10 protein-coding genes and 1 pseudogene are annotated in these 13,830 nt (G+C 42.7%); all 11 read left to right on the top strand.

From position 1 onward, the window contains the following. Window positions 1–223 precede the first annotated feature (223 nt). The 11 genes and pseudogenes from G632_RS0108555 (at window position 224) to G632_RS0108510 (ending at window position 13,824) form a co-directional block, all read left to right on the top strand. A complete protein-coding gene (locus G632_RS0108555; RefSeq protein WP_022768606.1) occupies window positions 224–1,024 on the top strand; it encodes a hypothetical protein in 801 nt (266 codons plus the stop codon). A gap of 147 nt (window positions 1,025–1,171) precedes the next feature. Continuing rightward, window positions 1,172–1,618, top strand: a complete 447-nt coding sequence (locus G632_RS0108550) for a flavodoxin (RefSeq protein WP_022768605.1) — start codon at window positions 1,172–1,174, stop codon at window positions 1,616–1,618. Between the two features lie 79 nt (window positions 1,619–1,697). Next, window positions 1,698–1,802, top strand: a pseudogene (locus G632_RS22670) (glutathione peroxidase); the annotation flags it as partial. 100 nt (window positions 1,803–1,902) lie between these two features. Continuing rightward, window positions 1,903–3,450 (top strand): sodium:solute symporter family protein, encoded by a 1,548-nt coding sequence (locus tag G632_RS19385; RefSeq protein WP_022768604.1) that lies wholly within the window; start codon window positions 1,903–1,905, stop codon window positions 3,448–3,450. A gap of 77 nt (window positions 3,451–3,527) precedes the next feature. After that, window positions 3,528–4,457 carry an amidohydrolase family protein gene (locus G632_RS0108540; RefSeq protein WP_022768603.1) on the top strand — a complete coding sequence of 310 codons (930 nt, stop codon included), beginning with the start codon at window positions 3,528–3,530 and terminating at the stop codon, window positions 4,455–4,457. A 152-nt stretch (window positions 4,458–4,609) separates the two neighbouring features. Further along, window positions 4,610–4,768 carry a hypothetical protein gene (locus G632_RS21970; protein ID WP_022768602.1) on the top strand — a complete coding sequence of 53 codons (159 nt, stop codon included), beginning with the start codon at window positions 4,610–4,612 and terminating at the stop codon, window positions 4,766–4,768. A gap of 241 nt (window positions 4,769–5,009) precedes the next feature. Then, on the top strand, window positions 5,010–6,713 hold the full coding sequence (locus tag G632_RS0108530; RefSeq protein ID WP_022768601.1) for a DUF3298 and DUF4163 domain-containing protein: 1,704 nt from the start codon (window positions 5,010–5,012) through the stop codon (window positions 6,711–6,713). Between the two features lie 111 nt (window positions 6,714–6,824). Next, window positions 6,825–8,168 carry a diguanylate cyclase gene (locus tag G632_RS0108525; protein ID WP_022768600.1) on the top strand — a complete coding sequence of 448 codons (1,344 nt, stop codon included), beginning with the start codon at window positions 6,825–6,827 and terminating at the stop codon, window positions 8,166–8,168. Window position 8,169: 1 nt separating this feature from the next. Then, window positions 8,170–10,221 carry a hybrid sensor histidine kinase/response regulator gene (locus tag G632_RS0108520; RefSeq protein WP_022768599.1) on the top strand — a complete coding sequence of 684 codons (2,052 nt, stop codon included), beginning with the start codon at window positions 8,170–8,172 and terminating at the stop codon, window positions 10,219–10,221. Continuing rightward, window positions 10,218–13,607 (top strand): DegV family protein, encoded by a 3,390-nt coding sequence (locus G632_RS19380; protein WP_022768598.1) that lies wholly within the window; start codon window positions 10,218–10,220, stop codon window positions 13,605–13,607. The genes G632_RS0108520 and G632_RS19380 overlap by 4 nt, the downstream gene beginning before the upstream one ends. Beyond that, a complete protein-coding gene (locus tag G632_RS0108510) occupies window positions 13,582–13,824 on the top strand; it encodes an alanine:cation symporter family protein (protein WP_022768597.1) in 243 nt (80 codons plus the stop codon). Before G632_RS19380 ends, G632_RS0108510 begins: the two co-directional genes overlap by 26 nt. Window positions 13,825–13,830 lie beyond the last annotated feature (6 nt).

Here is a 13,830-nt window from a genome sequence, read left to right as displayed (position 1 = left end):
CTGAATGTTGATCAGTTATATACCGGTAGTGGCGTTCTGCCATCATCACATCAAATCTCACTGTATTCATTACTAAATCTATCAGTTTTATTACACGAGAATTATCCAGATGACCGGTTCCACCAATTTTTAAGAAATGTCATTGTTAATTGTAGATTATACCAGTGACAAAAAATATCAGAGTAAAGGAAAGTAAAAAGTACAGAAAGTTAAAGGAATAACTATGGAAGACAATAAGAGAGAACTGGAAAAGCAGCTTATTCTGCTGAAGAAACTAAAAAAGCGCTCAGATGAGAATTTGAAAAAACTGAAGAATGCGCCTGAAGAATGTATTCGGACATCCTCAAGAGGAAACTTTCATCAGTATTATCGCAAAGATGAAAATTCGGGAAAGCGTATCTACGTGAATAAGAAGAAGTTTGATGAAATCCGTCCTATCATCCAAAAGGAGTATGAGCTGAAGGTTAATAAAGTGATTAACGAGCAGATTAGCATATTGGAGAAATATATAATTCATAGCAATATTAATGCAATCACAGATATTTACAAAGAAACCAGTAATGCAAAGAAAGCTATGATAACTCCTATAATCTCAACCGACGAGGATTATATCAAAAAATGGCTGGCATCCATGCCACCATGTCAGAATCCATATCCACCAAAGAGATCATTTGAAACCATGAATAAAGAGATATCTAAGAGTAAGAGTGAAAAGATAATAGCTGATACTATGTTTAATATGAAAATTCCGTATATATATGAGCCGCGTTTGGATTTAGACAACCGTATTACCAAGTATCCTGATTTCGTGGCTCTAAATATCAAGAAAAGAAAGACCATATATTGGGAGCATTTAGGCAGGCTTGGAGATGCGGATTATTGCCTGGATAATTTTAACAAGTTAATGATATACGAACAGAACGGAATTGTTCTTGGCGATAATCTGATCATAACCATGGAATCCAATGATATAGATCTGGATATTCACAGTGTATATGAGAATATCAACAGATACCTAATGTAGCCCACCCATCCCCAAAAAAGCATTTGCAAATATACAAAGATGTGATACAATTAGATTGCGCGAAATACAAAACAATTCAGCTTGCACAAGCTTTAAATCAAGAATAAAAGCCCGGGATAACAGGCCTAAAAAATATGGAGGCAAAGTATGAGCACATTAGTAACATTTTTCAGTGCTGAAGGCACAACAAAAGCAGTAGCAGAGGGATTTGCAAAGAAGATCGGAGCTGATTGTTTCGAGATCGTTCCGACAGAGCTTTACACAAAGGCAGATATTAACTACCTCAATCCACTTTCAAGATGTAACAAGGAACAGGTTGGTAAAAAAGATGTTCCTGTTAAGGGAAAGGTTGAGGATTTCGATAAGTATGACGTTATCTACATTGGTTTCCCTATCTGGTATGCAGCAGCGCCAAGAGTAATTTACACATTCTGCAAGGATTATAATTGGGAAGGCAAGAAGGTTTACGCCTTCGCAACTTCCGGCGGAAGCGGAATCGGTAAGACAGCCGAGAAACTCGGAGAGTATATCAAGGGCGCTGCGGTATTGGATGCCAAGCTTGTACATAACGCAGATGAAGTAGCAAATTGGTAAAAGAGATATTAACACAATAAACATTAAGGAGGAAAGATAATGATCTACGATTACACACTTAAGACAGGAAAGGGAGAGGAACTTTACCAAGTTCATCATTGACCGCGAAGGAAACGTGGTTGCAAGATTTGAGCCAACAGCCGACGTAGTTGACGTTGAGGCTTGCATCAGCTCACTTCTTTAATATTTTAAATAATTATACAATTTCCTTCACAAGCATTCTTGACTAACACGCTTTAAAGCGTTACAGTATTAAATAGAATGTTTGTTGGAGGGAAAATCTTATGATTATCAAAGCACTGTTACTGGTGGTATTCTTTGCAGTAATGCTTACAATCGGCTTCATCTGCAGGAAGAATTCCACTGATGTCAATGGTTTCGTTTTGGGTGGAAGATCTGTTGGCCCCTGGGTTACAGCTTTTGCTTACGGAACATCTTACTTTTCGGCAGTTATTTTCGTTGGTTACGCCGGTCAGTTTGGCTGGAAATACGGAATAGCATCTACCTGGGTCGGAATCGGAAATGCCCTTATCGGATCACTCCTTGCATGGGTAATTCTTGGACGTAGAACCAGGATCATGACACAGCATCTTAATTCCGCAACAATGCCTCAGTTCTTTGCGGCAAGATTTGGCGGAAGATCTCTTAAGATTGCAGCTTCAATCATCACTTTCATATTCCTGATACCATACACAGCATCATTGTATAACGGTCTTTCAAGACTTTTTGGTATGGCATTTAATATCGATTATTCTATCTGCGTTATTGTTATGGCAGTACTCACCGGTATTTACGTTATCGCCGGCGGATACATGGCTACAGCCATCAACGATTTCATTCAGGGTATCATCATGCTGATCGGTATCTGTGCAGTTATTTTATCTGTACTTAACAGTCAGGGCGGATTCCTTGCAGCTCTCGACGGCCTTGCAAGAATAAGCGATGAGAGTGTTTCAACAACACCTGGCATCTTCGCATCTTTCTTTGGACCCGATCCTCTTAACCTTGTGGGCGTAGTACTTCTTACATCCCTGGGTACATGGGGACTTCCTCAGATGGTTCAGAAGTTCTATGCGATAAAGAGTGAGAGAGCAATTTCCAAGGGAACAATCGTATCTACATTCTTTGCTTTTGTAGTTGCCGGCGGATGCTACTTCCTTGGCGGCTTTGGAAGGCTCTTTTCCGATAAGGTTGATATCGCTAATGGCGGATACGACTCAATCATTCCTACAATGCTCTCAGGCATGCCTGATATCCTTATAGCTGTTGTGGTTGTGCTGGTACTTTCAGCTTCAATGTCCACACTTTCATCACTGGTTCTTACCAGCAGTTCAACTCTGACTTTGGACCTTTTGAAGGGCCATGTTTACAAGGAGATGGATGAAAAGAGACAGCTCCTTATCATGAGGGCTCTCATAATTGTATTCGTTGCCATCTCTGTTGTTATCGCAATCATTCAGTACAAGCAGAACGTGACCTTCATCGCTCAGCTCATGGGTGTTTCATGGGGAGCTCTGGCAGGTGCATTCCTGGCTCCGTTCCTCTATGGACTGTACTGGAGGGGCACAACCAAGGTTGCTGTATGGGTTAACTTTGTATTCTCTACAGTTGTAATGCTTGCAAATATGGCATTTAGAAGCAGCTTCCCTAAGCTTCTTCAGTCACCGATCAACGCCGGAGCATTCTGCATGCTGGCAGGACTTGTTATTGTTCCTGTGATATCTCTTTTCACAAAGAGACCGGATGCTGCACTTGTGGATGGTGCCTTCGCCTGCTACAACAAGGAGGTCATGGTTCACCAGAGCACATCCCTTTCAGACGAAGAGGAGTAATTATAAAGACTATACGCGCGCCCCGGGGAGACCTGGGGCGATTTTAAATTAAGACATGATTGGAGCGATTAACCGATATGGTCATTGATATTCATACACATACATTTCCGGATAAGATTGCTGCCGGAGCAATAGACGCGCTGAGCAGGGAAGCACACATTAAGGCACATACGGATGGGACAGTTAGTGGGATTCTGGCCTCTATGGAGGAAGCTGACATAGATGTCTCGGTGGTTGTTCCTGTTGCGACAGCTCCGTCGCAAGTTGTGAAGGTCAACGATTCATCGCTGAGAAATAATGAAAAATACTTTGATGAGAATAATGACAGTGATGTATCTGGAAGGAGAAGAGTTCTTTCGTTTGGCTGCATCCATCCTGAGTTTTCTGATTATCGGACGGAGCTAAGAAGAATAGCAGAACATGGGATTAAGGGAATCAAGCTCCATCCTGTCTATCAAAAATGTGACATAGATGACGTAAAGTTCCTTAGAATAATTGATTGCGCAGCGGAGAACGGACTTATTGTTCTGACACATGCTGGCATTGATATCGGATTTCCGGGTGTAGTTCATTGCTCACCAAAGATGTGCAGAAATGTTTGGAATGAGATTGAAGGTAATAGCCATAATCTGATCCTGCCGGGAGAAGGTGACAAGAAGGATAGTGGTTTTAAGTTTATACTTGCTCATATGGGTGGCTGGACAAACTGGGATGAGGTTCCGGAGCTTCTTGCTGATACAGGGGTGTACCTGGATACTTCGTTTTCATCTGATTACATTGAGCCTAATGGCGATGGCTACTGGGACGATAAGGACACTAGAATGCTAGATTCTAATGGTTACATGAAGATCATCCGCGCCTTTGGCCCGGAACGTATGCTCTTTGGCTCCGACAGTCCCTGGACTAAACAGAAAGAGAGCAGGCGGTTTATTGAAAAATTGCCTTTATCAGAGAAAGAGCAAAAGCTCATCCTTGGAGAAAATGCAGCCAAGCTTTTGGAAATATGAATCAATCAAATAAAAGGAGTCAATGGGGAGTCAATGGGGACGGTTCTTTTTGACTCTTTTTTGTTGCCTAGTCCTTTAAGACGGCTGTATACATGCAAAACCTATGTGCATACCGTAAGCGGAAATCACTGCATCATGCAAAGCTACTGTATATGAACGAAAAGTTTGTATTTACAGTCAGAGAGAGCACAAGATTCAGTGAGATGCTACTGTATGGAAATAGATTTGCAATAGATACTGTTGAAAAAGTTGCTAAAAAGCTCTTACATATGGATATGGTATGGTTTAACAAGGAAAATCTTACTGTATAGAAAGTAAAAACATGCATATACAGTAGGTACTTGCGTAGATAGTAAAAAACGCTACTGTGCCAGGATAAAAATAACTTCTATACAGTAGATCAGACGAGAATTGTCCTATGACTCCGCCTAGGGACCCCAAAATGAGCCGCTGACTCCGTCCCCAGGGCTCAAAAAATGAGCCACTGACTCCGTCCCCGGGGCTCAAAAAGTGGTATAATGGTGGCTGTAGTTTTTTTAGAGGAGAAATGTTATGAAAAGACGAATACTTACGATAATTACAGCCACTGCGCTGATTACAGCATCATTGTCGGCATGCGGGAAGACTAATGAGAACGCGGGAACAGAGAGCGCCAGCGTTGAGGCAGCAGAGACGGATGCAAGTAGCGAAGAAGGCGCAAGTGAAGGGACTGCCGAAGGTACAGGAGATGAAGATGCCAAAACAGACGAAAAGCCCATCACCATCGTAACCCACCCGGTATCCTGCGAGGTTTCAGGAAAAGAGGTTTCTACCGGAAGCTACCCGGAGATTGCGATGACTCCAGAGTTTTCCGGCCAGTACTTAAACCTGTATTCTGAAATATATAACCTTAACGCCTTTTGGAAAGACAGCGTTGAGTACAGCGTTAACGAGTACGCTTTCTATCAGATGGACAGCGAGACACCTATCGATTATCCCTATTCATCTGAGATATCTGCTGATGTAGTAAGGGCAGACGATGCTCTGTTCACCGTTCTTGTAAGCTACTACGACTACTCAGGCGGAGCACATCCAAGTCACAGCACTGAATCAGTCAATATTGATCCGGCAACAGGCAAAACCATGGAGTTCGCAGAGGTTTTAAACGACACAGCCAAAGCAGCCAAGGCAATCCATGACGAGCTCTACGCCTCATACCCTGAACTAAAAGATGAATTTGATTCCTTTACCTTCCTTGATGAGGGTCAGACAATTAACGATTATTACGAGGCCAAGATCAATAATAACCTCTACACCTGGAATATCACCACAGAAGGACTTCACATAGTATTCTCGCCCTATGAGATGGCTTCCTACGCTGCAGGATATCAGGAAATCCTTCTAACCTATGATAAGTATCCTGACCTTATCAAGGAAGAGTACATCCCCACATCTGACCTGGAAAAAGAGACAATGGTCGGAGCAAGAGAGATGGAAAAAGAGATGATACAGCCCTCAAGTCCCAACTATGTAGAGGACGAAAACGGCGAGTTCCACCTGGTAAATAGCGAGGGTATCAAGGTTGCAAACAAGAGCTGGAAAGCCTTCACAGAGGACGGAAGAGGCCCCGATGACGGAGAGCACATTACCCTGACGAAGACCAATGAGGAAAAGACAGACTGGCTTGATACCGAGGCCTGGGCAGACCAGCACGGGTTCGAGGTTGCAAAGCTCCCTTATTCCGATGATGACTACACCTACGTTGGTGAAATGCCAATGGACTACGCATACATGTACAACCGACTGGATATTTACGACCACTCAGGAGACACACTTCTCTACAGCCTTGATCTGTACGATCTCTGCAACGGACCTGATGAGGAGACAGGCACTTACTCAAGGACAACCCAGTACATCAGGTGGGCCAAGATCTACGACGGAACACTTTATGTTTCAATTGGCCACAACGGCTATTCTTCCGAGGAGCCAAACAGCAGCTACATGGTAGCAATTGCTCCCGACACCGGATACGTTCTCTGGAGAAGTGAACCTCTTGTTGCCAACAGCAACAACTTCCTTCTGGTAAAAGACACTATCATCTGCGGATACGGATTCACAGCCGAGCCTGACTTCATCTATCTTCTTGACAGATTTACAGGTCAGATCATGGAAAAGATCCCTGTAAGGAGCGCGGCATACCAGTTTAATGCAGTAGGCGACACCCTTTACGTAGCGACCTATAACACGGCTTACGAATTTGAAATAACAACTAAATAACCATAAAAAGTTATTGTTTTTTAATACATTTATCCCGCTGAATATCGTACAATTTTATTATGGAATATTATGCAGAAATATGTCCTGTCAACGAATAACGGAGATGATAGCGTGGGATATTGGATAGCTGTAGTAGATGATGATGCATTGTTGCTTAGAAGCGCAAAAGACCTGCTTGAAGGGTATGCTATGCGCGTTAGCCCTTTGCGCTCAGGTGCTGCGCTTTTAAAATTCATGGAGACAAATACACCGGACCTGGTAGTCCTGGATATTCTCATGCCCGATATGGATGGATTTGAAACATTCCATGCCCTTAGGGCTCTTGAGGAGAAACTGGGAAGACATACCACTCCGGTTATTTTTTTGTCCGGCGAAAACGATACGGCGGCAGAAAGAAGAGGCCTTAGAGACGGCGCTTCAGATTTTGTAAGAAAGCCGATTGATAAAGATATTTTTATAAGCCGTATTTTCAATACTATCAAAAGTCATAAAACCATTGAGCTCCTGACTGAAAAGGCTACTCTCGATAAGCTTACCGGTTTTATGAATAAGGCCAGCGGAATTGAGAAAATAACAGAGATATGTCAGGATCACACCGGGGCAATGCTGCTCTTTGACCTGGATAATTTCAAGCTGGTCAATGATATCTACGGTCACGATATGGGAGATCAGGTGCTGATCGCCTTCTCTGAGATCGTGAAGCATAACACAAGAGAAGAGGATGTAATAAGCAGGATAGGCGGCGATGAGTTTCTGGGATTTTTCGGAAACATTACTTCTGAGAATGCGGTAAAAAGTCTCACTGACAGATTAAACGATCAGATCCTGAACAGGTGCGTAAAGCTGATGGGAGAAGAGTTTGATCTGCCTATAGGTATTTCAGTAGGCGCAGCCTTTGTTCCGAAGCATACAAGAGATTATACCACTCTCTTTAAGTGCGCCGACTCCGCCATGTACAGAGCAAAGGAAAGTGGCAAGCATGGTGCCCAGATTTATGATGAGGAAATTTATGATAAGGCCTCGGACGATGAGAGCGATTTAGAGGCTGATCTTTCAAGACTTAGCCGTATCATGGAGGAACGTGGCGAAGCCGACGGTGCAATGGTCATAGGAAAAGAGACTTTCTACCAGATCTATAGATTTTCAATCCGCTTCCTCTCCAGATATAAAAAAGGTGCCGAGAAGATACTCTTTAACCTGTCGGTTGATGAAGATGAGAACTTATCAGACTTTACAAAGCAGTTCATTGAAATGCTTAAGAATAAACTCAGGAAAAGTGATGCCATAGTACAGATCAAGTCAGACCAGATTCTGGTATTCTTGCCCATTATCACCAAAGAAGAAGGCGATATGGTTGCAGGGCGCATAGAAAAAGCCTTTGCTGAGATGAATACCGGATCGGCCAAGATGGAATATATAGCTAAGCACGTTTCTTTTGAGAGTAATGAGGAATAATATGAACCGTAGTAATAACGAGAGACTTATCATTCTGCTTATATCCATTGGCTGTATCGGGCTTTCAATCGAGAGCCTTATGCTTGGGTGGGAATTCTGGGTTCCGCCACTTCTTATGGTAGGAGCTGTTTCGTTGTGGGGCATGCACATCACAGGAAACCCTGAATATAAAGTAAGGCAGGTGGCATATCTGGTCTATGTTATGCTTATGGTATTCTATCATGGCGTACATGGAACTTCTTATTATGATGTAGCCATAGTCATTGTTCTTGTTATGGTTGCGCTTTCCCTCTTAAATCATATTTACATCTTAAATCTTCTCTTTGTTGAATACTGGATCGTCCTTGGAATCCAGCTTTATCTTGCGGGAAAAGAGAAGAGCGCTCCCTTTGACACAGTAAATACCTCAAGACTGCTGCTTCATATAGCCATAGTTACTATGGTTTATTTCATCTGCATAAGATTTGTAAGAGACAGGATTGAAATGATAAATGAAGGAGAAGAAAAAGAAGCCCGAATAGAAGCAGTAGATGCCGATATGGAGGACTTTCTTTCGAATATCTCCCATGAGCTGAGAACTCCTGTAAACGTTGTGCTTGGCATGAGTGAGATGCAGATTAAAAAAGATCTCGGCAAAGAGGCGTACTCCATCAAACAGGCCGGAAACAGGCTTGCCTATCAGATTGAAGATATTCAGGATTACACAGAGTGTAAGCGTGAAAATATGATTCTCGAAGAGGATGTATACACCTGTACATCGCTTATAAATGATATAGTCGTAGAATACAGAATGCTGGAAAACGACAAAAATCTGGATCTGATAGTTGACCTTGATCCAAGAGTACCTTTAAAGATGCAGGGAGATTCCAAAAAGCTTCATAAGATATTCAGGCACCTTTTGGAGAATGCAGTTAAGTTCACCAGAAGGGGTGGCATCTATGTAAGAGTATATGCAGAGAAAACTGACTATGGCGTTAATCTTTGCATAGAAGTGACTGATACCGGTATTGGTATCGATCGCAAATCCATTGCAATGGTTTCCGAAAGCATGTATCAGGTTAATAAAAAGAGAAATCGTAACACCGGAGGAATAGGACTGGGTCTGTACATTGTATATGGTTTTGCCCACAGTATGGGCGGTTTTGTTAAGATTGAGAGTACACCGAAAAGCGGAACCACAGTCAGAGTAACAATCCCTCAGAAAGTAATAGATCAGACTCCCGGTTTGTCCATTTCAGAAAATTATTCGGGAGATATTATTTTCCATTCACGTTCGGATAAGTTTAAAGTGCCTAAGGTGCGCGATTTCATAAAGGCTATGGCTACCAATCTCGCAACCGGATTGAAGGTATCTCTTTATTCTGCTGAAACAGTAAAAGAAATTGAACACATAAGAGAGAAGAGCGAAATATCGGCCATCTTTATGGGTGAGCAGGAGTATCAGGATAACACGGGATACTTTGAAGAGCTGAGCAAAAACGGCGTTGTTATAGCAGTATCCTCCAATCCCGGATTTAAACCAATACCCGGAAGCCGTGTCATCGTTCTGCCCAAGCCTCTGTACGGCTATCCTGTCACCAGGGTTATAAATGAGGGCTACGAGGCAACCGGTCTTGATAGCATCGATCAGGTCACTCACCCTAACCTTAGAGGCATAAGAGCTTTGATTGTAGATGATGAGCCGATGAATCTGATTGTTGCGGAAGGAATCTTTAAAGATTTCGAGATGTACACAGATGTCGCAGGAAGCGGAAAAGAGGCTGTCGAAAAATATCGTAAACATGATTATGATGTTATCTTCATGGATCATATGATGCCTGAAATGGATGGTGTGGAAGCAATGAAACTCATCAAAGCGGCGGCAAAAGAAAGAGATAAGAAAGCAATTGTAATTGCTCTTACTGCCAACGCAGTTTCAGGAGCCAGAGAGATGTTCATGAGGGAAGGGTTTGACGGATTTATCGCAAAGCCCATGAGTATCCCGGAGTTTGAGCATGTTATGCTCAAGGTACTTGCCCAAAACGGCACAGATAGAGGAGGGCAGGCATCATGAAGAAAGACGCGGTTATAATCAGAATAATAAAAGCGATAATGGACCCGGAGAGGGAGTTTAGGGAGAGAGTCTATCTTGCACTGACAGTTGTCTGTGAAGTGACGGCCATTATAGCCCTGTTCGGAGATATTATCTTAAAAGAAAATCCATATGAAATATGGGTTATTGTCGGTGCTGTCATTTTTATTCCCGGCGTCATGCTTTATGGCTTTCGCAGAAAAAAGATTGAGTTTTCCATAAAGGTTACGGTTCTGGGACTGGTATTTTTGATCCTTCCGGGACTGTACTTCTTTGGCGGTGGTATCAGAGGCGGAGGCATTATCTGGTTTATATTCACCTTCACCTATGCAGGCCTTGTTCTTGCCGGAGCCTGGAGGATAGTCACTTTTGTCTGTATTGTGATCATGGCTACTATCTGTTATACACTTGAATACCTTTATCCTGAGCTTATCTACAAGCACTCCAATGAGATGTTCCTGGTTGACTCGTTTATATCTATTGTTCTTGTGGGCTTTGTCTGCTTTTCCATGACATGGCTCCAGAATTATATGTATATGGGCGAGAACAAAAAAGCCAGAGAATCAGCAAAAAAAGCTGAGGACCTTTCTCGCGCTCAGAACAGATTCTTTTCCAGCATGAGCCATGAGATCCGCACGCCTATAAATGCCATTCTTGGACTTAATGAGCTCATCCTGCGTGACAAGAGCGCTTCGGATGAGGTTATAAGAGAGGCATCGGGAATCCAGGGCTCCGGTAAGATGCTCCTTACTCTTATTGATGATATTCTGGACTTCTCAAAGGTGGAAGCGGGAAGTATGGAGCTTGTACCGGTCAACTATAATGTAGGCGACATGTTTTCTGAAATTGTAAACATGTTCTGGGGACGAGCCAATGACAAGGGGCTTAAGTTCAACGTTATCATAGATCCTAAGCTTCCGAGCGTCCTTTATGGCGATGAAGTTCGTATCAAGCAGATTCTGGTAAATCTGATCAATAATGCCATAAAATACACATCCGAAGGTTCTGTGGATCTTAGAGTTGAGAGCGAGATCAGAGGCGGAGATATGGTAGATATTACCATGTCTGTTTCTGATACCGGAATTGGAATCAAGAAGGAAGCCCTGCCCTTTATTTTTGATGTGTTTAAGAGAGTTGATGAAAGTAAGAACAGACACATTGAAGGAACGGGACTGGGTCTTTCAATTGTAAAGAACCTGACAGAACTCATGGGCGGAACAGTGTCTGTAAACAGTATTTACGGAGAAGGCTCTACATTTACTGTTTCGTTTTCTCAGGAGATTGCGGATTCTACAGCAATTGGAAATCTTAATATTCACAGCGAGAGTGAGTCAAAGAGAAAGACCTATGAGAATCTTTTCCATGCTCCTGAGGCAAAGGTTCTTATCGTTGACGATAATGAGATAAACCTTGAGGTTGAGTGTAAGCTTCTTGAAGGAACTCAGATGGTGATTCACGGAGCAATGAGCGGAAAAGAAGCATTGGAGATGTGCCTTAAGGAAAAATACGACGCCATACTCATGGACCACATAATGCCTGAGATGGATGGAATAGAATGTCTTTCAAACATTCGAAATCAGGATGGCGGACTTAACAGATCAACACCTATAGTGGTACTTACGGCCAATGCCGGCTCCGTTGACAGAGAGACCTATTACAGAGCAGGATTTGACGGATATCTGGTAAAGCCCGTCTCCAGCGAATCTCTTGAGAGCACGCTTATGAGATATATCGTTCCTGATAAGCTTATTGTCAGGAAGAGCAATATGGTTGTTGATAAGGCGGACATTAACGCCTCTGCCGGATACTCGGGCAAGATGCCTCTTCTTATAACATCGACCAGTATGTGTGATCTGCCGGAGGTACTTACCAGCAGGTTTATTCCTATTTTGCCTTTCCTTATCAAGACAGAGGAGGGCGTATTCAAAGACGGTGTACAGATGAGTGCCGATGAACTTGTGCGTTATATGAGCACAGGAAAACAGGCCGAATCTTCGCCACCGGATGAAGCTGCTTACAGAGATTTCTTTGCAATGAATCTCAAGCAGGCTCACCATATCATTCACATAGCTATATCGACAGGTATGAGTGAGGACTACAAACTTGCATGTGAAGCAGCAAGGTCTTTTGACAATGTTACCGTAGTAAATTCTGAGTCTGTATCCTCAGCTACCGGAATTTTAATTCTTATCGCCATCAAGCTTGCACAGATGAATGCTTCCGTAGAGGAAATTGTATCAGAGCTGGAGGACGTAAAGAAGAGATTAAGATGCAGCTTTATTATCGATGATACAGAAACCATGGCTAAGAGGGGATTTATCAGACCGGAACTTGATCAGCTTGCAAGGAGTCTCTCCCTTCATCCATGCCTTAGATTAAGAGATGATGCCTTAAAGATCGGAGGCATCTGGCTTGGCAGTACCCAAAGAGCATATAGGAAATACATAAATAAGGTATTTCCTGTAGATGTGATTCCGGATCCGGAAGTTGTAATTGTAACTTATGTCAACGTTCCGATAGAGACCCTCAGGTGGATCAAAGAGGAGATCAGTAAGAAAGCTTATTTCGAGAACGTTGTGTTCAAGCAGGCTTCAGCTGCCATATCTTCAAACTGTGGCCCCGGAACCTTCGGTATCATATACTTTGTTAAGTCCAACAAGTCTTACAACTTAAATTCCTACTTCAATGAAAGCATGCGCCTTTTCAGAGATGAGCAGGAGGATTACGATGCAGTAGATGAAGAGGAGGTAAAAGAGCCTTTGAAATGGTATGAGGCCATTGACGGAATCGATGGTAAATTAGCGATCAAGAACAATGGATCAGAGGAAGGCTTCAGGAAAATTCTCAAGTTCTTCTATGATTCCATAGACAGTAAGGCAGAGGAACTCGACAGATACTATTATGAAGAGGATTACAGCAACTATGTTATCAAGGTGCATGCGCTGAAAAGTTCATGCCGTCTTATAGGTGCGATGGGAATATCCGAAAAGGCACAGCTTCTTGAAAACGCGGGAAAAGAAGAAAGATACGATTACATCAAGCAGAACCACTCGGTATTTTTGCGTGAGTATAGAAGCTTTAAAGATGAACTCAGTGAATTATTTGAAGAGGATACACCTGCGGATGCAGAAAAAGAGCCAAAGCCTCTTGCGGATGAGTTTCTTATGGAAAGCGTCTATGAAGGACTTAGGGATGGCGCTGATGCCATGGACTGTGATGCTATCGATGCTGTCTTTAAGGAAGTAGAAGGTTATGCAATACCGGAAAATGAGGCTGAAAAGTTTAGTGCCCTTCGCATGATGGCTGATCAGTTTGACTATGAGGGAATGTTGGAGATACTAAATGGAAACGGTAATTCAGGTAAATAATGAGATAAATAACTTTGTATGGGACATCTCTGATACCTTCAACGGACTTATGATCATACCTAATCTCATAGGTGTGCTGTCGCAGCTTCCGCTTATCATTAAGCTTACCAGGAATTATACTGACAGGAAGATAATGGGGAAAGACATAGAACCCATGCTTTCCTACGATCATGATATTCAGGAGGCGCTAAGGAATGTTCAAAAGGGAGCAGACTAAAATAAA

It is taken from the genome of Butyrivibrio sp. NC2007 (assembly GCF_000421405.1).
GTDB lineage: Bacteria > Bacillota > Clostridia > Lachnospirales > Lachnospiraceae > Butyrivibrio.
Note: the sequence above shows the minus strand (reverse complement) of the source record. Positions and strands in the feature narration are given on the sequence as shown.